Below are 22,704 nucleotides of genomic sequence, written 5' to 3'. Positions count from 1 at the left end.
ATCAGGGAAGGAAGGTAAACTTGTACGACAGCGACACTACCGGGGCGCCGAAAATGCTCAGCCGGTAGGCCGCGAACGGGCTACCTGAAAAGATTCCCAGTGCCGGGGTGTTGGCGTCCCGGGGCTGGTAGAACACATTGTAGGCGTTGTCGCGGCCGTAGAGGTTGTAGACGGTGAACACCCAGTCGCCGGTCCAGCGGCGCTGCTGTTTTTTGATGTTGTGGATGGTCCAGCTGAAGTCCAGCCGGTGGTAGATCGGCAAGCGGTCGTTGTTGCGCTCCAAAAATAGCGGGACGGGTACGCCCCGCACCGTCACGAAGCCGTTTGGAACGGTGTACGGACGGTTGCTCTGCACGATCAGGTTCAGGCCCAGTTCGTGGGTGCGGCCCTCGTTGAGGATCAGGTTGCTGGTGAAAGTATGCGGCTGGTCGAAGTAGCCCGGGTACCAGGCCCCGCGGTTGATGCGGGTAGTGGGTCCGTCGCCGGCTACGCGGTTCTCGATCCGGGCGTAGGTGTAGTTCAGCTCACCGGTGATGCGGCCGCTGCTGCGCCGTGCGGTGAGCTCCACGCCGTAGCCCCGCCCCTCCCCGCGCAGCAGGTCGGTTTCTACGGTGGGGTTGAGGAAGAAATCGGCCCCCGGTTTGTACTCCAGTAGGTCGGTGATCTGTCGGTAATAGGTCTCGAGCTGAAAGATGTACTTCTCATTGGCAGTGCGGTGGGTCAGGCCCAGGGAGTAGAGGTCGCCGGTCTGCGGACCCACGTTCGGGTCGCTCACCTTCCAGCGGCTGGTAGGTACGGGGGTGGTGGCGTTGTAGATGTTCTGCAGGTACTGCCGCGAGCGGGCGTAGGACGCCTTGAAGCTGGTCGTACTGGTGACCCGGAAGTTGAGGCCCAGGCGGGGTTCCAGACCACTGTAGGTCACGATCTCCTCCCCCTGTCCGAAGGGCGTAACGTCCAGGAGGGTGCCGGCCCGCAGCTCTTCGTCCGGCCGGTAGGTGCGTAGCTCGCCCGGTCCCAGCTGCTGGTAGCGGACGTACCGCAGGCCCGCGCTCAGACCGAGGCGATCGCTGATCTTCCACTCGTTCTCCACGTAGGCCGCCGCCTCTACGCCGATCTCCTGCTCCAGTTCGAGGGGGGTGATGCCGCTCACGCCGCCGGGATCCAACCGGCCGGGATTCAGGCGGTACCGGTCGTACTGTATGCCCCCGCCGAGCTGGTGCTGCCCGGTGGTATAGCCCAGCGTTGCCCGCCCGATGGAGTAGTCGATGCCGGACAGGAAATTGACCCGCCCCCCGTCTTCCTGCACGAAGCGCAGTTCGGGATCGTAGTTGGCGCGGTGTGCACTGACGTTGAGGGCTAGGTCGTCGGTAAAAAAGTGCAGCCACTCCAGTCCCCCATTCAGAGTCAGGTAGGCGTACTGGTTGGCCACGGCCGGCACCCCACCCACCTGGCTGATCAGGTCGACCTGGTACACATCCTGACTGTAGAAACCCGACAGGGTAAAGAAGTCCCGCTCGCCGGCGCGGTAGCGAAGCTTTACGGTGGCATCGGCAAAGCGGCTCCTAGTATTTTTGAGGCGGTCGATGACGGGGAATAGTGCATCGTTGTAGGCCCCGCGGGCGGAGACCAGCAGGCCCAGACGCCGCCGCTTGTCCAGCGGGGTCTCGATGGCCAGATTACTGGATATCAGTCCGATACCCCCCCGGATCTCCGTGGGTTCACTACCCGGCGTTTTGGAACGGACGTCCAGCACGGAGGCGATACGCCCTCCGAAGCGGGCCGGGATATTGCCCCGGTACAGGTCGATGCCCGCCACCGCATCCGGCGTGAACACGGTGAATAGCCCGAACAGGTGGGTGGGCGTGAATACCGGTGCCCCGTCGTACAGCAGCAGGTTCTGGTCGATCGTGCCACCCCGTACGCTCACGCCATTGCTCGCCTCCCCGGCCGAGGAAACCCCGGCCAGTAGCTGCAGGGACTTGAGTACATCGCGCTCGCCGAGTACGGTGGGAACATTTTCGAGCTCCCGGGCGGATAGCTGCTCCACACCCATCGCGGGCCGGCTCAGTGCGAGGCGGTCGGCCCGATCGGTGACGACGATGGTCTCGAGCTGCTCGGAGCTGGCCTCCAGCCGCAGGGTGGCTTCGAGGTCGTCGCGCAGTTGGAGCTTCTGTTCGAAGGGCGCGTAGCCGGTGTAGCTGGCCCGCAGGGTATAGACGCCGGGCTCGGCCGTCAGCGTGAGGCGACCCCGCTCGTCGGTCTGTCCCGCTACCCGTCCGGGCGATAGTTGCACGCTGACAAAGGCCAGGGGCGCATCGCCGTCCAGGTCCACGACACGCAGCTTCAGCTCCACGGATTGGGCGAAGCCGCTGAGGGGTAGCAGCAGTACGAGTAGGCGGATCAATCGGGCCATCCGTCCGGTTTGATGGGGGTGCGGCCGTTGCCACTGCACGGTGCCTGCGGGGGGGTGAAGGGTGGGTTGGAGGGTTCCAGGCGGATGGTACGGTCCCGCGGGGGTGGTTCCCCGAAGGTTGCGTCACGGACAAAGAACAGCCGCCGCGTGGTCCGGCTGGCTACCCGTACGTTGCCCAGCACTTCCGGTCCGTCCGGGTCCAGGTTACGCACATTACCGTTGAGGGCTGCGGGGAGCGTGGCGTTGAGTCCGCTGCTCCCCCGCACGATATCGGCGGCTACCTTTCCGTAGGCGTAGGCCTCGGCGGTGAGGCCGTACTGGATGGCTTCGATGAGGATGCCGCCGAAGTCGGTAAAGTCGATCTCACCGATCGGCCGATCCTGCACCGCTCCGCCGGCGAAGGCCTGGTCGGTGGATAGATCGAGTTGGTTGCCACCCCGCTGGCGGAAGCAACCGTCTTCGCTCGACTCACAGAGGTAGTCGTAGCGCTCGTTGTTGGTGGTAAAGCGTTCCACGGGGATACACTCCCCTTCCCGGTATACGCCGCGGTCGCAGCTGGCGCAGACCACCTCCTGCTCCCAGTAGCGGTAGTTCCATTCGTAGTAATCCTCCGTGCCCTCCGGGTCGGTGAAGTCGAGCAGGAGGCGGAATACGGGCACAAAGCGGCGCTGGGCCGTCACGAAGCGCCCTTCCTGCTCGAAGGCTACGCGGAAGTCATCGATGCGGCTGGCTGCGGGAAGTAGCTCGGCCGCCGAGATCGCCTCCGTGCCGTCGGGAAAACGGACGTTGACGAACCAGCGCTCTCCGGGTTGTACGGCGAAGTCCGCAGGTGCCCGGTAAGTACCGGGGACGTCCGGATCGGCCTGCCACTGCACCCGCGTGCCCGCCCCCTCCTCCTCGGCCAGTACGGTAGCATCGCTGATGGGGTCGAGGGTGAGCTGGACGTCACTGAAGTTAGACTGCCGCACGGTGAGCTGACTCTGCCCGGACTGGTCCGTCAGCTCCCCCTCCACCAGGTAGAAGGGCTGCTCCAGGCGGAAGACGGGCTCGGTGGGCTCGATGCAGCCGGTGCAGAGCAGGGTGAATACGATAAGTGCCAGACAGCGGGCATACAGCATGCCGTAAAGATACCTACTGCACGATGGCTACCGGGCGCAGGAAGTCGACCTCCCGGTCCAGCGCCTGCGCGATGGTGGCGGAGTCCGCCGTCAGGTCGATCGAGCCCAGCAGAAGATCCAGTTGCGCGGTCACGTCGAGCCGCAGGTCGAGTCCGCGCTCCGGCAGCAGGTCGTCGCCGAAGTCGAGCGAAAAGGGAACGCTGCCGTAGGAGCTCACCGAGAGGGTGTCGCCGCCGGGCGTCAGGGTGTACTCCAGGCGCGACTGTACGTAGCCCCGCCCGTCCCGGTAGTTGAGCCGGCCGGGCTGGGTACGCAGGGCATCGCCACTGGGGGCGGTGAAGGGGATCACGTTGCGGTAGCGATCCGGCAGTCCGTAGGTGCCGCTGAAGCTGCGCAGCGCCGCGGTACCGATACGCAGGGTACCGACGGTAGAGGTGGTGACCGTCGTGGTCGCCAGCAGGTAATTGCCGTTCAGAATCACGTCGGTGGTGTCGCCGGCTATTCCTTCCTGCAGTTCGACCGGGCGGGCGGGTTCGGCCAGTTCCGTGGCGGTAGACTCCAGGCGCAGTTCCCCCAGGTAGTAGCGGAAGCGGATGAGCTGGAACGGGTGCCCTGCTCCGTCGGTATAGGTTTGTCCTACGACCAGGGCCGTATCGTTCCACTCCGGACTGATGCGGATCGAGAAGTCGGGATAAACGCAGCAGTCGGTACAGCCCTCGTCGGCCTGCAGGTCGTAGTTGTCCGCATCCGGGTCGAGACAGCCGACACGGTCCTCGTAACAGCCCGTGCAGAGCAGAATAGCCAGACCGTAGAGTAGAATGCGCAACGGAGGGGGGTGTACTTAGATGATCATACCGGCGGCTACCGTCTCGTTGGTCTGCTCATCCACCAGGATGATGCTGCCCGTGATGCGGTTGCGTCGGTAGGTATCCGTGAGTAACGGCTTGGTGGTGCGCAGCAGTACCCGGCAGATGTCGTTCATCTGCACCTCCTTATTCTCTTCGTCGCGGTGCAGGGTGTTGATGTCGAGCCGGTAGCGTACCTCCTTGATGATGCAACGGGCTTCCTGCGTGGTATGCATGATGGCGTACTTGCCACGGGGCTGCAGGGGCCGCTCGTTGAACCAGCAGAGCATAGCCTCGATATCCTGGCTGATGTCCGGCTGGTTATTCTCGCGCACGATCATATCGCCGCGGCTGATATCGATGTCGTCCTCCAGCAGCAGGGTGACGGACATCGGAGGAAAGGCTTCCTCCAGTTCGCCGTCGTAGGTGTCGATCTTGGCGATGGTGCTGCTGAAGCCACTGGGTAGTACGGTCACCTTGTCTCCCTTCTTGAATACGCCACCGGCAATGCGGCCGGCGTAGCCGCGGTAATCGTGGTACTCATCGCTGTAGGGGCGGATGACCGTCTGTACCGGCAGCCGGCAGTCGATGAAGTTGTTGTCGCTACCGATGTGCACGTTCTCCAGGGAGTACAGCAGGGTGGAGCCGCCGTACCAGTCCATATTCGTGCTGCGCTCGACGACATTGTCACCCAGCAGGGCGGACATCGGGATGAAGTCCACGTCCTTCACGTTGAGCCGGTGGGAGAAGGTGCTGAAGTCTTCCTTGATCTTTTCGTAGACGTCTTCCTTGAAGTCCACCAGATCCATCTTATTGATGCATACGATCAGGTGGGGGATCTGTAGCAGGGAGGCGATGAAGCTGTGCCGCCGCGTCTGCTCCACCACACCGTGGCGGGCATCCACCAGGATCAGGGCAACGTTGGCCGTGGAGGCGCCCGTAACCATATTGCGGGTATACTGCGTATGGCCCGGGGTGTCGGCAATGATAAACTTGCGCTTCGGCGTAGCGAAGTAGCGGTAGGCCACGTCGATGGTGATGCCCTGCTCCCGCTCGGCCTTGAGTCCGTCGGTAAGTAGCGCCAGGTTCACCCCTTCCTCCCCGCGCTTGGCGCTGGTCTGTGAGATCGCCTCGTACTGATCCTCGAAGATCGACTTGGAGTCGTACAGCAGCCGGCCGATCAGGGTAGACTTCCCGTCATCGACGGAGCCCGCCGTAGTAAAGCGAAGCAGTTCGGTATGCGCTAAAGAATTGATCATATGCAACGTACTATTTACAACTAAAAATTGCCCCCAACCCGCGAAGCGGTCTACCCGCCGAAGGCGGTCTAACGAGCCGAAGGCGATCTACCCGCGAAGCGGTCTAACCAGCCGCAGGCGACCCTAAAAGTACCCCTGCTTCTTCCGGTCCTCCATCGCGGTCTCCGACCGCTTATCGTCCGCCCGGCCGCCGCGCTCCGTCTTGCGGGCGATGCTGACCTCGGCGATGATGTCCTCCAGGGTAGTGGCCGTACTCTCCCAGACGCCGGTGGTCGTGATGTCACCGATGGTGCGGCAGCGTACGCTGCGGGTGACGAGCTGCTCCTCCGGGCGGCGGGGCAGGAATTCGGAATCGGCCAGCAGCATGCCGTCGCGCTCGAAGACCGGGCGCTCGTGGGCAAAGTAGAGGCTCGGCAGATCGACCTGCTCGACGGCCAGGTACTGCCAGACGTCCAGCTCCGTCCAGTTAGAGATCGGGAAGATGCGGAAGTGCTCGCCGAACTGCTTGCGGCCGTTGAACAGGTTCCAGAGCTCCGGGCGCTGGTTCTTGGGGTCCCACTGGCCGAACTCGTCGCGGTGGCTGAAGAAGCGCTCCTTGGCGCGGGCTTTTTCCTCATCGCGGCGGCCTCCACCGAGGGCGGCGTCGTACTTGCCCTTCTCGAGGGCGTCGAGCAGGACGGCGGTCTGCAGGAAGTTGCGCGTGGCGTTGTAGCCGGTCTCTTCACGGACCATGCCGCTGTCGATCGCCTCCTGTACGGAGCCTACGACGAGATTAGCACCGATGCGTTCGACCAGGGCGTCACGGTAGTCGAGTGCCTCCTGGAAGTTGTGGCCGGTATCGACGTGCAGCAGCGTGAAGGGGATCTTGGCGGGGTGGAAGGCCTTGACCGCCAGGTGCACCATCAGGATGGAGTCCTTGCCGCCGCTGAACAGCAGCACGGGGTTCTCAAACTGGGCGGCGACCTCGCGGAGCACAAAGATGCTTTCGGATTCAAGCTCCCGCAGGTGGTTGAGCTGGTAGTTGGCGGTCATGCGTGGGGGAGTTGTAGGCGGGGGGTAAGTGCTTCGATGAGTTGGGTGGCGGCCTGCTCGACCGTCAGGTCGGTGGTAGGCAGGTCGAGGAAGGGGTCGGGGGGTGCTTCGTAGGGGCTGTCGATGCCGGTGAACTGCTTGATCTCACCCGCCCGGGCCTTGGCGTAGAGCCCCTTGACGTCACGGCGTTCGCACTCTTCCAGGGGGGTGTTGATGTATACTTCGAGGTAGTCATCGCCGACGATTTCGGCTACGGTAGCCCGGATGTCGCGCGTAGGGCTCACGAACGAGCACAGCACCAGCGCGCCCGCCCCGGCAAATAGCTTGGCGACCTCGGCGACGCGGCGCACGTTCTCCTGCCGGTCCGCCAGGCTGAAGCCCAGGTTTCCGTTGAGTCCGTTGCGGACATTGTCCCCGTCGAGTACCTGCACGAATACGCCGCGCTCGAACAGCCGGCGCTCTACGGCCGCCGCGATGGTGCTCTTGCCGCTGCCGGATAGCCCGGTCAGCCACACTACCCCACCCCGGTGGCCATTGGCCGCCTCGCGCTCGCTGCGCTGCACTAACTGCTCGTGAATGGGATGAATATGCTCGGCCATATACTGAAATGAGGCGCGAAGATACAGCGAGCCGCTACAATGACGCTACACGTAGGCCAGCGGGTTCGCATCGATGGCCTTCAACCGGGTGATCACGTCGGCCGGATCGTCCGCTCCGAATACCGCGCTGCCCGCTACAAGTACCCGCGCGCCCGCCTCCAATACCTTCTGGGCGTTCTGCAGACCGATACCACCGTCCACCTCGATGAGGGCCCGGGAGTTCTGCACCGCGATCAGATCGGCCAGCTGGCGGATCTTGGGGATGCTCTGGTAGATGAACTTTTGTCCGCCGAAGCCCGGGTTGACGGTCATGACCACCACGACATCGAGCTCCTCGATCACGTTTTCCAACTGACTCACCGGGGTGTGGGGATTGAGGGCCACGCCCGCCTTCACGCCGGCCTCCCGGATCTGCTGAATGACGCGGTGGAGGTGGGGACAGGCCTCGGCGTGTACCGTGATTCCGCTGGCACCGGCCCGGGCAAAGGACTCGATGTAGCGCCCCGGATCCTCGATCATCAGGTGCACGTCGACGTACTTCTCGGCCCGCTCGGCGATCTGCTCGACGATGAACTGGCCGAAGGAGATGTTGGGCACGAAGCGGCCGTCCATCACGTCCAGGTGAAACCAGTCGGCGTCACTGGTATTGACCAGCTCGATGGCCTTATCTAGGTGGCGAAAGTCGGCGGCAAGCAGGGAGGGGGCTACAAAATGTGACATAGAACTGCGTTTAGCAAGTCGTAAAGCTACGCCGCGGCAAACCAAGAGCCCGGTACGTGCCGTTTATGGACTGACCCCTTACTAGTATATGCGGCTACTGCTTTTTTTCCTGTTCCTGGCACCTGCGTGCAGCGCCCTCCTGGCCCAGGGTAGCCCGAAACTGCGCTACGACTACACCCAGCGCGACCCCCTGGCCGGCCATGCGCCGCAGACCTGGCTCACACCCGCTGATGAATTCAATAAATCTCGTTTCTATACCTCGGTAGGCATCGGCACCGGCACCTACGCCGCCTTTGGGATCGGACTGTACTCGATCTGGTACAAGGACTACGAGCTGGAGGGCTTCCATACCTTCAACGACTGGCCGGAGTGGCAACAGATGGACAAGGCCGGTCACTTCTTCACCGCCTACTTCTTTAGCCGTTCCGCCTTTGCCGGACTGCGCTGGGCGGGCCTGAAGCGTCCCGCCGCCCGCTACGCCGCCCTGGGTGTGGCCAACCTGCTGCAGGGCACGATTGAAACCCTGGACGGCTACAGCTCCGAATGGGGCTTCAGCCTCAGCGATATGGGGGCCAACCTGGCCGGCAGCCTGGTCTTCACCGCTCAGGACGTGCTGTGGCAGGAGCAGCGCATCCTCATTAAAGTGAATAGCGACCTGCGCCGCCCGCCCGACGTGCCGGTCACCAATGGCCAGGGTCAGCAGTCCAACCTGGGCTACATCGACCGCGAGCGCTTCGGGGATAACCCCTTCGAGCGCTTCCTTAAGGACTACAACGCCCAGACCATCTGGGTATCCGTCAACCCCGCCTCCTTTCGGCCCCACAGCCGGCTGCCGCAGTGGCTCAATATTGCGGTCGGCTACGGCGTGGAAGACGTGTACGGCGCCTACTATAATACGTGGCAGGACAACGGCGGTGGGTTCGGCTACCGCAACGATGCCCGCCGCCGGCAGTGGTACCTGAGCCCCGATATCTACCTCAGCCGCATCCCCACCAAGAAGCGCTGGGTGCGCCTGGCGCTCGGTATCCTCGACTTCGTCAAGGTGCCCGCCCCGGCCCTGGAGTACAGCCGCGGTAAGTTCTACGGGCGCTGGCTGCGGTAGCCCCCCCGTGAGGACCACCGCCTTACCTTGCAGCCATGGCAAAATTGCGCAGAAACCATGCATCGCGGGGCGGCACGGCCTCCGGTACCACCATCGTTAAGGTCGGGCTCTTCGCCGCCATCCTCGGCGGACTGGTCTGGGGCTTTCACACTTTTGGGGTTACGTCATCGGGGGAAGGGGCCCCCGATGTAAGTCTGGTGCAGCGTACTGGCTACACCGGAGAAGCTTACTACCTACCCAGCGGGGCATCCGGACAAGTGATCGACCACGAGGGTTTCGTGCTATCCTACAATGAAGACTGGGAACAGGCCGACTGGGTGGCCTACATTCTCACCCGTCAGCACCTGCAGCAGGAGTGGACGAAGCGCGACGACCACTTCCGGGAGGACCCGGCGGTGCGTAGCGGCTCGGCTAGCCTGGGCGACTACCGGGGCAGCGGCTACGACCGTGGCCACCTAGCCCCCTTTGCCGACTTCGCCTGGGACGCCGAGCTGGCCGACCGCACCTTCTACCTCTCCAACGTAAGCCCCCAGGCCCGGCAATTCAATCAGGGCGTATGGCGCGAGCTGGAAGAGCTGACGCGCGACTGGGCCAAGCGCGAGCAGCAGCTCTACGTCGTCACCGGTCCGGTCACCAGTGAGGCGCCCAAGTTCTACATCGGTCGCGATAACCGGGTGGCGGTGCCGAGGTCCTACTTCAAAGTGCTGCTGGATCTGGAAGACCCGCAGCAAAAGGGCATCGGCTTTGTCATCCCGAACGAGGTGAGCTTCGAGCCACTGACGGCCTACGCCATGAGCATCGACGAGGTGGAGCGCATTACCGGACTCGATTTCTTTGCCGACCTTATGCCCGACGACCTCGAGGCCGAGCTCGAAGCATCGGGCAATCCGGATTTCTGGCTATTCAGTAAGAAGAAGTACGACCGGCGCACGAAACAGTGGAACCAGGTGAAAAATTAATATGGCTACAGCAGACGACTTTCGCAACGACATCTCCACCGGGTACGCCTTCAACGGTCCGTCCATTGTACTCGGCGGAGCCATGCTCGGCGGGCACACCCAGACCGATACCCTGGTACGCATCCCCCTGGGTACCCTCAACCGCCACGGCCTCATCGCCGGCGCTACCGGCACCGGTAAGACCAAGACCCTGCAGATACTCGCCGAGCAGCTCAGCCGTGAGGGCGTACCGAGCCTGCTGATGGACATCAAGGGCGACCTGAGCGGCGTAGCCGTACCCAGCCCGGGCCACCCCAAGATCGACGAGCGACACGCCGCCATCGGTATTCCGTTTGCGGCCAGTGGTAGTCCGGTCGAGTTGCTCAGCCTGAGTGACGAGCCGGGGGCACGGCTGCGCGCTACGGTGCTGGAGTTCGGTCCCGTGCTGTTTTCTAAGATGCTCGACCTCAACGATACGCAGTCGGGCATCATCGCCGTAGCCTTCAAGTATGCCGAGGATAAGGAGCTGCCGCTGCTCGACCTCAAGGACCTGCGCAAACTCCTGCAGTACCTCACCAACGAGGGAAAGGAAGAAGCAGAAAAGGACTACGGCCGCATGTCCACCTCCTCCGTAGGGGCGATCATGCGCCGGGTCGTTGAGCTGGAGGGGCAGGGTGCGGAGAAGTTCTTCGGCGAACCCAGCTTCGACGTAGCGGACCTCACCCGCCTAGACGAGCTCGGCCGCGGTATCGTCTCCATCGTACGGCTCACCGACGTGCAGGACCGGCCCAAGCTGTTCTCCACCTTCATGCTCCAGTTGCTGGCCGAGATCTACACGACCTTCCCCGAAGAGGGTGACCTGGACCGACCCAAACTAGTGGTCTTCATCGATGAGGCCCACCTCATCTTCGATGAGGCTACGGATGCCTTGCTCGACCAGCTGGAAGCCATTGTAAAACTCATACGCTCCAAGGGCGTCGGCTTGATCTTCGTGACCCAGAATCCGGCCGATATTCCCTCCGACATTCTCGGTCAGCTCGGACTCAAGGTGCAGCATGCCCTCCGCGCCTTCACGGCCAAAGACCGCAAGGCCATCAAACTGGCCAGTGAGAACTACCCCCTGAGTGCGCACTACAACATCGCACAGACCCTGACCGAACTAGGTACCGGGGAGGCCTTCGTCACCGCCCTGGACCGCAAGGGCCGCCCCACCCCACTCGTGCGTACCCTGCTGCGCGCGCCGGAGAGTCGTATGGATGTGCTGACCGACCGCGAGATAAAGCAGCTAGTGAATGATTCCCCCCTGGTCAAAAAATATAACCGGGAGGTAGACCGCGAGAGCGCCTACGAGATCCTGGAAGAAAAGCTCACCCAGGCCAAGGCGGCGGAGCACCGCGAAGAGATGGAGGCCCAGCACCAGCAGGCCCAAAAAACAACGACTTCCCGACGGCGTAAAACCGTGGAAAAGTCGTGGTTTGAAGAGATGACCGGCAACACCATGGTGCGCCAGATCGGCCGCACCGTAGCCCGGGAAGCTACCCGGGGGCTGCTGGGCGTACTGGGTATTCGTAAGACGCGTCGGCGGCGGCGGTAAGCCGCTCGTCCGCCGAGCGATTAACAGGAAAGATTTCAGACAGTCGGCGGACGAGCTAAACTGCGTATAGCTCGGCAGACGACTTACCTACCTACTGTCCCTTGTACTTCTTTACCGCCTCGGTGAGCCGGGGAAGCACCTCGAACAGATCGCCCACCACCCCGTAGTCGGCCGCCTTGAAGAAGGGTGCGTCGGCATCCTTATTGATCACGACGATCGTCTTGGAGTTGTTTACGCCAGCGAGGTGCTGAATGGCACCGCTGATACCCGCGGCGATGTAGAGATTGGGGCGGATGGCTACGCCGGTCTGACCGACGTGCTCGTGGTGGGGGCGCCAGTCGCTATCGGCTACCGGACGGCTACAGGCCGTAGTAGCGCCCAGTGCTTCGGCGAGGTCTTCGACTACACCCCAGTTTTCGGGACCCTTGAGGCCACGGCCGCCGCTGACGACGAGCTCGGCTTCGGGCAGGGGTACGCGACCGGTGGCTACCTGGTGCTTGACCACCTTGGTCCGGGGCTCGGGCAGGGTGATGTCCAGGGCTTCTACCGTGGTGCCGCCCTGTCCCAGTTCTTCTACCGGAATGGAGTTGCCGGCTACGCTGATGATCTTGACGTCGGTCAGTAGCTGTACGTCGGCAAAGGCCTTACCGGAGAATACCGGCTTGCGGACCGTGAAGAAGCCGTCCTTCATCATCGGGATGGCATTGGCACCGGGCACGGAACCGGCCTCGAGGCGGGCGGCCAGGCGGCCACAGATGCTCTTGCCGGTGCTATTGTGACTGAGTACGATGACCGTCGCCCCCAGCTTCTTAGCGGCTTCGGCGACTGCCACGGTGTACACCGCTGCGTCGAACTTTTCCAGATTAGGGCTTTTCAACTGATGCACCTTGCTGGCACCAAAGCGACCCAGATCCTCGGCACCGGACGCATCCCCGAGTACGAGGGCATGACACTCCGTACCCAGCACATCGGCCGTTTTCTTACCGTACACCACTACTTCGTGGGCCATTTTCTTGAATTGGCCGTTGGTGGCCTCTGCGTATACTAATACCATTATGCTAAGGGGTTAGGGAGATTAAGGGGTCAGGGGGTTACGGAGAGAAGGGGTTAAGGCTGTGGGAGCGGGATTGGAGCGTGACGGATACTATCACTACCGCCTTAACCCCTTAACTCCCTTACCCCCTTCATCAGATAACCTTCGCTTCTTCGTGCAGCAGGCGTACCAGCTCGTCCATATTGTCGGCGTCGATGAGCTTTACGCTACCTTTCTCTTCGGGCTTGTCGTAGTGGGCGATGCGGGTGGTATCGGGGAAGTCGGTAGGTGGCACCACCTTCAGGGGCTTGCGCTTGGCCATCATGATGCCCCGCATGTTAGGGATGCGCTGCTCGGCCAGGCCCTTGGCACTGCTGATGGCGAAGGGAGTCTCGAGCTCGATCACTTCCTCGCCGCCCTCGATGTCGCGGGTGACGGTGGCCTGCGTGCCGTTCATCTCCAGCTTGCTGGCCTCGCCGATGTAGGGTACGTCGAGGAACTCCGCTACCATAGCACCTACCTCGGAGCCGTTGTAGCTGATGGTCTCCTTACCGAAGAACACGATATCGTAAGACTCCGCACGAGCGTACTCGGCGATCTGCCGGGCGGTGTAGAGGCTGTCCTTCTCTTCGGTCACGTCGATGCGTACCGCGTCGTCGGCACCGATGGCGAGTCCCTTGCGGATCACCGAGTCATTGTCTGCCGGACCGACGTTGAGGATCGTCACCGAGCCGCCGGCCGCTTCCTTGAGCTCCAGGGCGCGCACCAGGGCGTACCACTCATCGTAGGGGTTCATGATGTACTGTACACCGGTGGTATCGATGTCGCCACCGTCGCCGGTCAGCTGAATTTTCGTGGTGGTCTCGGGCGTCTTACTGACGCAAACAAGCAATTTCATACAGATCGTTTAAACGCAAATATAGTAGCGAATTTTCGCTAACCCAACGGAGCCGCAGCCGCTAAAGTTGTCGGCAGCCACCACTGCACCAGAGGGTCAGGCCAAGTTAGCGCGCAAACTTGGATATGGTAAAGGGTAGAACGGGACTGCCGCCGGGACCCCGCTGATCGAGCTGTCCGTTGACAAGCAGTAGACTATCGGGCGTAGCGGCAACGGTCGTGGGAAAGCGAAAGTCCGGGCTGTTGGTGATGCCTACTACCTGACCGTTAGCGTAATCGCCGTCCATCGCAATGGTCACCACCTCGGCGTTCTGGTTGCGCACCACGAACAGCAGGTCGTTGTCCAGGGCCAGGCCGTCGCCCGCCGTCAGGGAGAAGCCGCCTACGTTCACCTCGGTCACCGAGCGATCGGTCACGTCGATGCGGAAGAGTATACCGGTGTTGGACTGCACAGTCAGCAGGTAGCGGTCGCCGGGGGCGATGACGATACCGTTAAGGTTGAAGCTAGCCTGATAGTTAATGATGGTACTGTCGAGATCGAGCCAGGATTCCAGGCTGTCGCCGCCGGTGTAGCGGTACAGCACGGGGAAGTAGGAGTCGGTCAGGTAGGCGGTGCCGTCGGCACCGACGGTCACGTCATTGATAAAGGTGCTGTCGCCGGCCGGTACTTCATCGCTCGGCAGCTCCCGCACCTGGTTGTTGCCCAGATTGACGACGTAGGCGGATCCCGTGGGCCCTCCGGCTACGTACAGGTCCGTGCCCGATATATCCATACCGACGGCCACCCCGATGGAAGCTCCGGTCGTAGGCAAGGGCTGCAGGCGGCTATCGGTCTTTAGTCCGGCATAGATGGTACCATCGACCGTGGAGCCGGTATATACGCGGTTAGTCGTTGCATCGTACGCGATGCCTTCGGGGAATTTAGCTTGCTCCGTTATGATGATCGGTACGATCTGGTTAGCGACCGGGCCGGGCACGTCGTCATCGTCCTGACAGCCGGATAGCGAGAAGAGAAGCAGGGCAAGGGGGAGGAGGTAACGCATAGATCTTTGATGGTTGGTTACCCCTAGTAAGTACCTCCGCAGCGAAAGAGTTCGCTAGCCGATCAGGGCCGTTGGTGGACCCGCAGCACCGCACCCGCGACCCCGCCCCCCAGCAGGATACCCGCGGCGGCATCCGTAGGCCAGTGCTTACCGGCCCTGACCCGCAGGAAGGCCGTGCTCAGTGCCACCACACTAGCCAGTAGCCGCCCGTACCAGGCAAGACGCGGCAGGTAGGCCCGCAGCAGTTCCGCGAAGAGCACCGCCCCGGCCGTTGCATTGGCCGAGTGCCCCGAGAGGAAGGCCGCGCGGTCCTTACGGGTCAGCGGCCGGTCCAGCGCCCAGTCGCCGTGGTAGACGTAGGGGCGCGGCCGGTTCACCGTATTCTTGAGTAGGCTACTGGTCGCGAAAGTGAGCAGCATCGTCTCCAGCCACAGCAGCAAAATGAAGGGATAATACGGGCGCGTACGCGGGTGCAACGACAGGAGCAGGGGCAGCGTGGGGCCACCGTAGAGTCCGGCATCGGCCAGCTGTCCCGCGCCGGGCCGGCCTACCGTACTACCGAGCCGGTCGATGGGGTTGATCTCGTCGCCGGAATAGTCCGTACCGTAGGGAGAAAACACCGGCGTAGTATCGCGGCGATCCATCCAGATGGCGGCCAGCAGAAAGCCGATACCGCTCAGTACGATGACGATCTCCTGCGCTCGGTCGAGCGGGAAGAGGGACTGTGGCAGGTCGGCGGAGCTACTTTGATCGACCACCATGCCGGATTTGTTGCTGCTGAGCGACCTGGCTCTGGCGCACCTTATCCTGCTTACCTTCATTTTCGACCTTGGTGACCAGGTCGTCGATCCAGTCGTCGGGGATCTCCTTGATCACCTCGCGCAGACGGCCGCCCCAGAGCGCGCCGAGGTGACCGGTATCCTTCTCATCGAAGCGCGTCTCGTGCATGAAGCCGGTATCCTTGTGGTAGATGACCATATCGACGGGATAGCCGACGTCGTTGGCGCTCACCCGCGTAGAGTCGAAACTGAGGAAGCCGCACTTGATGGCAAAGTTGAGGGGGCTGTCGTAGCTGAGCGTGCGATTCAGGATGGGCTTGCCGTAGCCCGAGTTGCCGATGATGGTGAAGGGGGTAGCCTCCCCGATCTCGATCCAGTTGCCCTCGGGGTAGAGCAGGTACAGCTTATGTTCCTTGTCGTTTTCGAGCTGTCCGCCGACAATGGTAAACAGGTTGAAGCTCAGGCCGGCGGCGGCCAGGCTGGCCTTGTCCTCATCGGCCACCCGGCGCAGCTGTTCACCGAAGGCATTGACGGCCTTGTACATCTTGTCGAAGTGGCTGCTCTCGGTTTCCAGCACTTCCTCGAAGTAGGTTACGGCCTTATCGCGCACCGAGCGCAGCCCGGAGGTCATCAGGAAGATGTTGTTCTTACCCTGCTTGTGGATGGAGATCTTCTTGGCCGAGGTGGTCTCGGAGCCGGAGGTGATGCGGGTGTCGGCGATGGCCACCAGGCCGTTCTTTACGCGGATGCCGAGGCAGTAGGTCATGGGAGGATCTGGTTTGCGGTCGGCTTAGCCGGGAGTATTGGTGACCTGGGTCTGTGACTGCGCGCCGTTGGACTGAGTCTGACTCTGACGGGGCAGCGTACTATCTGTTTCAACAGGATTGAAGTAGGTCCGTTCGATATCGTCGTGCAGGGCGTAGACTTCGCTCAGGGCATTATTGAGTGCATCGATGGGGTCGTCGCTGATCTGATCGTAATCGATATAGCGGAAATAGCTCAGCAGCTTACCCGCCCTGAACTGTGCCGGATCGCGGACGTCCGACTTACCGTGCAGGCGGGCCAGCAGGCCGACCACCCGGTCCATATTGTAGGTCACGGAGCGGGAAAACTCCGGATTGGCGATCAGGAACTCCAGCGTAGTGCGCCGGGTCTGCTTGCGGCGGTAGGCTCGGCGGTGCATGTCGAAGCCCTCCAGCACCTTGAGCAGGATGGTGTGCTGGTACAGCTTCAGGATCTTGTTTTCGTCCGGTCCGCCGCGGTCGCTGATCACGTCGCCGTCGTTTAGCTTGGCGTTGATGATACGGATCACCTGCGCTACCCGCTCCAGGTGGATGCCGAGCTTGACGAATACCCACGACTCGTCGTGCAGCAAAGTATCGTGGATCCGCGAGCGGATGATGGCGCACTGCCGGCTCACCTCGAAGGTATAATCATAGAGCCCCCGCACGGCAAAGTCCTCCGGGTCGGTGGCGTGGCTGTTGACATAAAAAGTATTGATCGCCTCCCAGAGCTCGGTAGAGATGACGTGGCGCACGCTGCCGGCATTCTCGCGGGCCGCCTTCACCGTAGCGCGGATGCTGGTGGGCACGCTATAGTCCATCCCTACCCGCTGCAGCACCTGGGACTCCACGAGTTCTTCCCCTTCCTCCCACTCGCTGCCGTACATATTGAGGATGGACTTGAGGATAAAGTCCTTGCTCTGGCTCATCGGCGCGTCGAGCATCGAGAAGTACTGTACGCGCAGGTAGCGGGCCAGGTGCTCGGAGCGCTCGATGTAGCGGCCGGTCCAGTAGAGGGTAGAGGCGATTCTTGCTAGCATGTGTGGGAGGGGTTAAACACGGATTACGACGGATTCAGGGCACGGATTAAACACGGATCGAAAGGGGCAGACACCACGATACTCCGTGTCTGATCTGTGCCCCAAATCCGAGTAATCCGTGTTTAAAAAACCTAACAAATCACCCAGGTATCCTTACTCCCCCCACCCTGACTGGAGTTCACGATCAGGCTACCCTCCTTGAGGGCTACCCGGGTGAGGCCGCCCTTGAGGATGCGCGTCTTGTCGGCTCCGAGGAGGGTGAAGGTGCGCAGGTCGATGTGGCGGGGGGCGAAGCTGTTCTGCTCCTCGATGTAGGTAGAGTGGGTGCTGAGCATGATCTTGGGCTGGGCGATGAAGTTGCGCGGGTCGGCTTTCACTTTCTCCGCCAACTCGTCGAGCTCGGCTTTACTTAGTCGGTCGCAGATCATGACGCCGTAGCCACCCGACATATCCACGGGCTTGACGACCAGCTCGGCCAGGTGCTCCAGCGTGTACTGGAGGTCTTCGGGTTTGCCGCAGATGTAGGTGGGTACGTTGCTGATGATGGGCTCCTGCTTGAGGTAGAAGCGGATCATGTCGGGCACGTAGGCGCAGATGGCCTTATCATCGGCAATGCCGGTGCCGGGGGCGTTGACGATGGTGACCCGGCCCTTAGCGTAGGCGCGCATCAGTCCGGCTACGCCGAGCATGCTGTCGGGACGGAAGACCTCGGGGTCCAGGTAGGCATCGTCGATGCGGCGGTAGATCACGTCTACCCGCTGGCGGCCCTTGATGGTTTTGAGGTAGACGGTATCGTCGTCTACGTATAGGTCGGGGCCCTCCACCAGATCACAGTCCATGAGGCGGGCCAGCAGGCTGTGCTCGTAGTAAGCGGAGTTGAAGGGGCCGGGCGTGAGCACTACACAGCGGGGCTCGCCATCGCGCTGCGGGGCTACGGACTGTAGGGTCTGCAGAAGCATGGCGGGATAATCACTGACCTCCTCCACCGGTACGTGGCGGAACATACCGTAGAGGGTGCGCCGCATGGCCGCGCGGTTGGACAGTACGTAGCTCACGCCCGAGGGGCTACGCAGATTATCCTCCAGGACGTAGAACTTGCCGTCCGTGTGGCGTACTAGGTCGGTACCGCAGACGTGGGTATATACATCTCCCCGTGGCCGGATATCCTCCATGCCCTTGACGTAGTGGCTGCTGCTCATGACCAGCTCTTCGGGCACGACCTTTTCCTTCAGGATGGCGCGGGCACCGTAGACATCCTTGAGAAACAGGTTGAGCGCGGTATTCCGCTGCTCCAGGCCCATCTGCAGCTGCGTCCACTCTTCCTGATCGATGATGCGGGGGAAGAGGTCGAAGGGAAAGATCTTTTCGCGGCCGCCGCCGTCTTCGGAGTACACCGCGTAGGTGATGCCCTGATTGAGAAAACTCAGTTTGGCGCTTTCGTTGAGCCGCTGGAAATCGCCCGCGCTGAGCTCGTCGAAGCCTTCCCGGATGGCCGGATACTTGCCGTAGTGGTGGGTGAAGTCGCTGAACACTTCGTCGAGCGTACCCTCCGGTACGGTATAGCCGGTAAAGAGGCCGGTGGCTGGAGTCATGGGCGGAAGCAGTTGGGCAAGCGGAGTGCTCGACGGTTAAGCCAACAAAGTACGACCGTAGGATTTATATCGCCTACCTTGTTCCGACAGCTTCCCCTCTATGCCGACCCGAGTAGCCCTACGCCACCACACCAAGTACACCTACGACCACGCCGTCAAGCTCTGGCCACAGGTGATTCGGCTCCGGCCGGCCCCCCACGCCCGTACGCCGATCCAGGCCTACAGCCTGCGGGTACAGCCCGAAAACCACTTCATCAACTGGCAGCAGGATCCCTTCGGCAACTACCTGGCCCGCATCGTTTTCCCCGACGAGGTCAAAGTGAAGGAGCTGGTCATCGACGTGGAAGTGATCGCCGACCTGGTGACCTTCAATCCCTTCGATTTTTTTCTGGAGGACTACGCCGAAGCCGTTCCCTTCGACTATGACGACCAGCTGGCCAAGGAACTGAGTCCCTACCTGGAGGTGACCGAGGAGAGCCCGCTGCTCGACGACTGGATGACCGAGGCCCGCAAGCACGTCAGCGGCACCACCGTGCCCTGGCTCGTGAGCATCAATCAGCAGCTGGCCAACGACATCCACTACAACGTGCGCATGGAGCCCGGCGTGCAGAGCTGCCAGACCACCCTGGAGCGCCGCAACGGCTCCTGCCGCGACTCGGCCTGGCTGCTGGTGCAGATCCTGCGCCGCTTCGGACTGGCCGCCCGCTTCGTCTCGGGCTACCTGGTGCAGCTCACTTCGGACGAAAAGGTACTCGACGGACCCAACGGACCGGAGGCCGACTTCACCGATCTGCACGCCTGGGCCGAGGTCTACCTGCCCGGTGCCGGCTGGGTAGGCCTGGATGCTACGAGCGGACTCTTCGCCGGAGAGGGGCACATCCCCCTGGCGGCCACCCCCGACCCGGCCAGCGCAGCCCCCCTGAGCGGGTTCAGCGAGCCGGCCGAGGTCACCTTCGATTTTGCCAACGTGGTGGAGCGGGTCCGGGAGATCCCCCGGGTCACCAAGCCGTACTCGGACGTACAGTTCAGTGAGCTACTCGCGCTGGGCGATACGGTGGAGGAGTCGCTGCAGACCGGCGACGTCCGCCTCACCATGGGCGGCGAGCCCACCTTCGTCAGCGAAGTGGATCAGGAGTCGGAGCAGTGGAACGAGGACGCGGACGGACCCGACAAGCGCCGCCTGGCCTACGACCTGGCCGTTAAGCTCAAGGCTGAGTTTGCTCCCGACGGCTTTATTCATCAAGGGCAGGGTAAATGGTACCCCGGCGAACCCCTCCCCCGCTGGCAGTACGCGATCTACTGGCGCGAAGACGGTGAACCGCTGTGGACTGACCCCAGTCTGCTAGCTAACCCCACCCACGATTACCGGGTCGATGCGCCCCGCGCCGATGCCTTCGGCCGTGCCCTGGCCGAGCAACTCGCCCTGCCCGCCGACCGCTGTCAGCCCGCTTTCGAGGACACCTTCTACTTCCTCTGGGAGACCGGCAATCTGCCCACCAACATCGACCCCCGCAACGTCGATCCCCTCGACACGCTGGCGCGCAAAACGCTCAACGAACTGCTCGATGTGGGCCTGGATAACCCCCGCGGCTACGTCCTGCCCCTCACCTTCGACCACAACCAGGGACAGTGGCGCAGCAGTGTCTGGGAGATGAAGCGCGAGCACGTGTTCCTCCTGCCTGGTAATTCCGGTATGGGCTTCCGCCTACCACTCGACCGACTACCCAAGGCCAGCGCGGAGGAGCAAGCGGCGATGGAGCTGGCGGCCAGTCCGCAGGAAGCACTCCCCGACCTGCCGGTGCACGGCGCGCTACCGAAGGGCATCGCCCCTGGCTCAGCTGATACGCACCTGCGTCCGCGCAAGGACTTCCTGGTACGCACCGCCCTCTGTCTGGAACCCCGTGAGGGCCGACTCTACATTTTCGTTCCGCCCCTGGAGAGCGGAGAGAGCTACGTTCACCTGCTGAGTGCCATCGAGGCGGTCGCCACGGCGCAGCACCTCCCGGTCATCATCGAGGGCTACCAGCCGCCGAGCGATGCCCGGCTGACCAAGCTCGTCGTGACGCCCGACCCTGGCGTGGTGGAGGTCAACGCCCAGCCGGCGAAGAGCTGGCGCGACATCGTACACAACTACGGTAAGCTATTCGACCTGGCCAAGGAGAGTAAGCTGGGCACGAATAAATTCATGCTGGACGGCCGCCACACCGGCACCGGCGGCGGCAACCACATCACGCTAGGGGGTACGACGCCGGCCGAGAGTCCGCTGCTGCGCCGGCCCGATCTGCTGCGCAGCTTCATCAACTTTTGGCAGAACCATCCGGGATTGAGCTACCTGTTTAGTTCGGCCTTCATCGGACCCACCAGTCAGGCCCCGCGGGTGGATGAGGGGCGGCCCGACCAACTATACGAGCTCGAGATCGCCTTTAAGCAGTTGGACAAGCAGAAGGACCCCGCGCCGTGGATCGTCGACCGCCTGTTCCGCAACCTGCTCATCGACGTGACCGGTAATACGCACCGGGCGGAGTTCTGTATCGATAAGCTGTATAGTCCGGACAGCGCCACCGGCCGACTCGGTATCCTGGAAATGCGCGGCTTCGACATGCCGCCGCATAAGGAGATGTGCCTGGCGCAGTTGCTGCTGATCCGCGCGCTGACGGCGGCCTTCTGGGCCAAGCCCTACCGCCGTCCGCTGGTACGCTGGGGTACGGCCCTACACGATAAATTCATGTTGCACCACTACGTGCGGGAGGACCTGAAGGAGGTCTGTGACTACCTGCGCGAGGCCGGCTTCGACTTCAAGCTGGAGTGGCTGGAGCCCTTCTTCGAGTTCCGCTTCCCCGTGCTGGGCAGCATCAGGCAGGGGCAGACCTCGCTCGAGCTGCGCAGCGCCATCGAACCCTGGCACGTGCTCGGCGAGGAACTGGGCAGCGCGGGTACGGCCCGCTACGTCGACTCGTCGGTGGAGCGGCTGCAGGTGCGGGTCACCGACTTCAACGTGGACCGCTATGCCATCCTGTGCAATCGGGTAGAGGTACCGCTATCCGCTACCGATCGCGAGGGCGAGTACGTGGCCGGCGTGCGCTACAAGGCCTGGAATCCACCCTCCGCCCTGCACCCCACGATCAAGCCCGACGTGCCCCTGGTCTTCGACCTGTACGACCGCTGGAACGAGCGCAGCATCGGGGGCTGCACCTACCACATCACCCACCCGGGGGGGCGCAGTTACGACACCTTTCCCGTCAACAGCCTGGAGGCCGAGAGCCGCCGCGTCAACCGTTTCTACGACCACAACCACAGCCAGAAGGACGTGGAGCAGGTGGTACAGGTAGCGGCGGGTACGCCAGTGCAACGCTTTGCCGAAGGGCTGGCCCGTACACTGCCGGCTATTGACGTCAAAAAAGTCACCTTGCGCGGAGAGTTTGGCCGCACGCTGGATTTGCGGCTGGTGTAATTAGCGGACTCCTTGGATCTTTATCGGCTTGCCGTTGAAGTGCACTTCATCGCCCACCGTCTTGTGCAGTAGTAGGCCCCCGATGGGCGACTGGGGGGATATGCAGTAGTAGCGTGATCCTGCTAGGGTGACCTTACCCAGCCCTACCGCGAGGTAGTACGTGCCGCGATCGGTGATGATCAGGCTACCGGTCTGTATGCGTGGTGAACTGTGTGCAGGGTCTATTTTACCGAGTGCGTGTTTGACCTGCAGTATCTCGCTCAGTTGCCGCTGATTGTTCTGCTCTTCCAGGTGCAGCATGGCCCGGCCGGTCTCGAACTTATCGCCCGCACTGCTCTTGGTCTCGCTGCTGCGGGAGGCGTCGATGGAGGTGAGGTTCTGGGTGATGGTGCGGATGGTCCGCTCGATGTGTTCCGTGCAGGCTTGGTAGAGGGCGGCCTTTACTTCGTGGGAATCCATCATTGGGT

The 22,704-nt window shown here is 62.4% G+C and carries 19 protein-coding genes; 4 read left to right on the top strand and 15 right to left on the bottom strand.

Going from position 1 to position 22,704, the window contains the following annotated elements; translation table 11 throughout:
• Nucleotide 1 precedes the first annotated feature (1 nt).
• The 7 genes from MJQ68_RS03245 to rpe form a co-directional block, all read right to left on the bottom strand.
• Nucleotides 2–2,413, bottom strand: a complete 2,412-nt coding sequence (locus MJQ68_RS03245; protein WP_238749544.1) for a TonB-dependent receptor — start codon at nucleotides 2,411–2,413, stop codon at nucleotides 2–4.
• Nucleotides 2,401–3,531, bottom strand: coding sequence for a DUF4249 family protein (locus MJQ68_RS03240; RefSeq protein WP_238749543.1), 1,131 nt, complete (start codon nucleotides 3,529–3,531; stop codon nucleotides 2,401–2,403). The genes MJQ68_RS03245 and MJQ68_RS03240 overlap by 13 nt, the downstream gene beginning before the upstream one ends.
• A gap of 13 nt (nucleotides 3,532–3,544) precedes the next feature.
• Entirely contained in the window at nucleotides 3,545–4,357 is an 813-nt protein-coding gene (locus MJQ68_RS03235) for a hypothetical protein (protein WP_238749542.1), read from the bottom strand.
• A gap of 15 nt (nucleotides 4,358–4,372) precedes the next feature.
• Nucleotides 4,373–5,635, bottom strand: a complete 1,263-nt coding sequence (gene cysN, locus MJQ68_RS03230) for a sulfate adenylyltransferase subunit CysN (protein ID WP_238749541.1) — start codon at nucleotides 5,633–5,635, stop codon at nucleotides 4,373–4,375.
• Between the two features lie 123 nt (nucleotides 5,636–5,758).
• Nucleotides 5,759–6,667 (bottom strand): sulfate adenylyltransferase subunit CysD, encoded by a 909-nt coding sequence (gene cysD / locus MJQ68_RS03225; RefSeq protein ID WP_238749540.1) that lies wholly within the window; start codon nucleotides 6,665–6,667, stop codon nucleotides 5,759–5,761.
• Entirely contained in the window at nucleotides 6,664–7,266 is a 603-nt protein-coding gene (gene cysC, locus MJQ68_RS03220; protein ID WP_238749539.1) for an adenylyl-sulfate kinase, read from the bottom strand. The genes cysD and cysC overlap by 4 nt, the downstream gene beginning before the upstream one ends.
• A gap of 45 nt (nucleotides 7,267–7,311) precedes the next feature.
• Nucleotides 7,312–7,986 (bottom strand): ribulose-phosphate 3-epimerase, encoded by a 675-nt coding sequence (gene rpe, locus MJQ68_RS03215; protein ID WP_238749538.1) that lies wholly within the window; start codon nucleotides 7,984–7,986, stop codon nucleotides 7,312–7,314.
• An 88-nt stretch (nucleotides 7,987–8,074) separates the two neighbouring features.
• On the opposite strand from rpe, the gene MJQ68_RS03210 reads away from it, so the two are divergent.
• From MJQ68_RS03210 to MJQ68_RS03200, 3 genes are read left to right on the top strand one after another with little or no spacing between them, the layout of a single operon-like run.
• Nucleotides 8,075–9,088: a DUF2279 domain-containing protein gene (locus MJQ68_RS03210; protein WP_238749537.1), complete on the top strand. Its 1,014-nt coding sequence runs from the start codon at nucleotides 8,075–8,077 to the stop codon at nucleotides 9,086–9,088.
• A gap of 35 nt (nucleotides 9,089–9,123) precedes the next feature.
• Nucleotides 9,124–10,047, top strand: a complete 924-nt coding sequence (locus MJQ68_RS03205; RefSeq protein WP_238749536.1) for a DNA/RNA non-specific endonuclease — start codon at nucleotides 9,124–9,126, stop codon at nucleotides 10,045–10,047.
• A 1-nt stretch (nucleotide 10,048) separates the two neighbouring features.
• Nucleotides 10,049–11,620: a helicase HerA-like domain-containing protein gene (locus MJQ68_RS03200; RefSeq protein WP_238749535.1), complete on the top strand. Its 1,572-nt coding sequence runs from the start codon at nucleotides 10,049–10,051 to the stop codon at nucleotides 11,618–11,620.
• A gap of 91 nt (nucleotides 11,621–11,711) precedes the next feature.
• Here MJQ68_RS03200 and MJQ68_RS03195 read toward each other — a convergent pair whose 3' ends face one another.
• The 7 genes from MJQ68_RS03195 to MJQ68_RS03165 form a co-directional block, all read right to left on the bottom strand.
• Nucleotides 11,712–12,674: an electron transfer flavoprotein subunit alpha/FixB family protein gene (locus MJQ68_RS03195; protein WP_238749534.1), complete on the bottom strand. Its 963-nt coding sequence runs from the start codon at nucleotides 12,672–12,674 to the stop codon at nucleotides 11,712–11,714.
• Nucleotides 12,675–12,807: 133 nt separating this feature from the next.
• Nucleotides 12,808–13,551: an electron transfer flavoprotein subunit beta/FixA family protein gene (locus MJQ68_RS03190; RefSeq protein ID WP_238749533.1), complete on the bottom strand. Its 744-nt coding sequence runs from the start codon at nucleotides 13,549–13,551 to the stop codon at nucleotides 12,808–12,810.
• A 106-nt stretch (nucleotides 13,552–13,657) separates the two neighbouring features.
• Entirely contained in the window at nucleotides 13,658–14,593 is a 936-nt protein-coding gene (locus tag MJQ68_RS03185) for an SMP-30/gluconolactonase/LRE family protein (protein WP_238749532.1), read from the bottom strand.
• 62 nt (nucleotides 14,594–14,655) lie between these two features.
• Entirely contained in the window at nucleotides 14,656–15,354 is a 699-nt protein-coding gene (locus tag MJQ68_RS03180; protein WP_238749531.1) for a phosphatase PAP2 family protein, read from the bottom strand.
• The gene (locus MJQ68_RS03175) at nucleotides 15,335–16,138 is read right to left on the bottom strand and encodes a peptidase (RefSeq protein ID WP_238749530.1); all 804 of its coding nucleotides are present in this window, start codon (nucleotides 16,136–16,138) and stop codon (nucleotides 15,335–15,337) included. The genes MJQ68_RS03180 and MJQ68_RS03175 overlap by 20 nt, the downstream gene beginning before the upstream one ends.
• Before the next feature lie 24 nt (nucleotides 16,139–16,162).
• Nucleotides 16,163–17,194: an alpha-E domain-containing protein gene (locus MJQ68_RS03170; RefSeq protein ID WP_238749529.1), complete on the bottom strand. Its 1,032-nt coding sequence runs from the start codon at nucleotides 17,192–17,194 to the stop codon at nucleotides 16,163–16,165.
• Nucleotides 17,195–17,325: 131 nt separating this feature from the next.
• Entirely contained in the window at nucleotides 17,326–18,786 is a 1,461-nt protein-coding gene (locus MJQ68_RS03165; protein WP_238749528.1) for a circularly permuted type 2 ATP-grasp protein, read from the bottom strand.
• A gap of 100 nt (nucleotides 18,787–18,886) precedes the next feature.
• On the opposite strand from MJQ68_RS03165, the gene MJQ68_RS03160 reads away from it, so the two are divergent.
• Nucleotides 18,887–22,237 carry a transglutaminase family protein gene (locus MJQ68_RS03160; RefSeq protein WP_238749527.1) on the top strand — a complete coding sequence of 1,117 codons (3,351 nt, stop codon included), beginning with the start codon at nucleotides 18,887–18,889 and terminating at the stop codon, nucleotides 22,235–22,237.
• Here MJQ68_RS03160 and MJQ68_RS03155 read toward each other — a convergent pair whose 3' ends face one another.
• Entirely contained in the window at nucleotides 22,238–22,699 is a 462-nt protein-coding gene (locus tag MJQ68_RS03155; protein WP_238749526.1) for a GreA/GreB family elongation factor, read from the bottom strand.
• Nucleotides 22,700–22,704 lie beyond the last annotated feature (5 nt).

The sequence above is a fragment of the Neolewinella maritima genome (assembly GCF_923081025.1).
GTDB classification, from domain to species: Bacteria; Bacteroidota; Bacteroidia; order Chitinophagales; family Saprospiraceae; genus Neolewinella; species Neolewinella maritima.
Note: the sequence above shows the minus strand (reverse complement) of the source record. Positions and strands in the feature narration are given on the sequence as shown.

What these genes read in the sequence shown, in the direction of transcription:
- MJQ68_RS03190 (WP_238749533.1), bottom strand. Translation starts at nt 13,551, where the DNA reads ATGAAATTGCTTGTTTGCGTCAGTAAGACGCCCGAGACCACCACGAAA.
- cysN (WP_238749541.1), bottom strand. Translation starts at nt 5,635, where the DNA reads ATGATCAATTCTTTAGCGCATACCGAACTGCTTCGCTTTACTACGGCG.
- MJQ68_RS03160 (WP_238749527.1), top strand. Translation starts at nt 18,887, where the DNA reads ATGCCGACCCGAGTAGCCCTACGCCACCACACCAAGTACACCTACGAC.
- MJQ68_RS03195 (WP_238749534.1), bottom strand. Translation starts at nt 12,674, where the DNA reads ATGGTATTAGTATACGCAGAGGCCACCAACGGCCAATTCAAGAAAATG.
- MJQ68_RS03170 (WP_238749529.1), bottom strand. Translation starts at nt 17,194, where the DNA reads ATGCTAGCAAGAATCGCCTCTACCCTCTACTGGACCGGCCGCTACATC.
- MJQ68_RS03155 (WP_238749526.1), bottom strand. Translation starts at nt 22,699, where the DNA reads ATGATGGATTCCCACGAAGTAAAGGCCGCCCTCTACCAAGCCTGCACG.
- MJQ68_RS03165 (WP_238749528.1), bottom strand. Translation starts at nt 18,786, where the DNA reads ATGACTCCAGCCACCGGCCTCTTTACCGGCTATACCGTACCGGAGGGT.
- MJQ68_RS03245 (WP_238749544.1), bottom strand. Translation starts at nt 2,413, where the DNA reads ATGGCCCGATTGATCCGCCTACTCGTACTGCTGCTACCCCTCAGCGGC.
- MJQ68_RS03210 (WP_238749537.1), top strand. Translation starts at nt 8,075, where the DNA reads ATGCGGCTACTGCTTTTTTTCCTGTTCCTGGCACCTGCGTGCAGCGCC.
- cysD (WP_238749540.1), bottom strand. Translation starts at nt 6,667, where the DNA reads ATGACCGCCAACTACCAGCTCAACCACCTGCGGGAGCTTGAATCCGAA.
- MJQ68_RS03200 (WP_238749535.1), top strand. Translation starts at nt 10,049, where the DNA reads ATGGCTACAGCAGACGACTTTCGCAACGACATCTCCACCGGGTACGCC.
- MJQ68_RS03185 (WP_238749532.1), bottom strand. Translation starts at nt 14,593, where the DNA reads ATGCGTTACCTCCTCCCCCTTGCCCTGCTTCTCTTCTCGCTATCCGGC.
- MJQ68_RS03180 (WP_238749531.1), bottom strand. Translation starts at nt 15,354, where the DNA reads ATGGTGGTCGATCAAAGTAGCTCCGCCGACCTGCCACAGTCCCTCTTC.
- cysC (WP_238749539.1), bottom strand. Translation starts at nt 7,266, where the DNA reads ATGGCCGAGCATATTCATCCCATTCACGAGCAGTTAGTGCAGCGCAGC.
- MJQ68_RS03205 (WP_238749536.1), top strand. Translation starts at nt 9,124, where the DNA reads ATGGCAAAATTGCGCAGAAACCATGCATCGCGGGGCGGCACGGCCTCC.
- MJQ68_RS03240 (WP_238749543.1), bottom strand. Translation starts at nt 3,531, where the DNA reads ATGCTGTATGCCCGCTGTCTGGCACTTATCGTATTCACCCTGCTCTGC.
- rpe (WP_238749538.1), bottom strand. Translation starts at nt 7,986, where the DNA reads ATGTCACATTTTGTAGCCCCCTCCCTGCTTGCCGCCGACTTTCGCCAC.
- MJQ68_RS03175 (WP_238749530.1), bottom strand. Translation starts at nt 16,138, where the DNA reads ATGACCTACTGCCTCGGCATCCGCGTAAAGAACGGCCTGGTGGCCATC.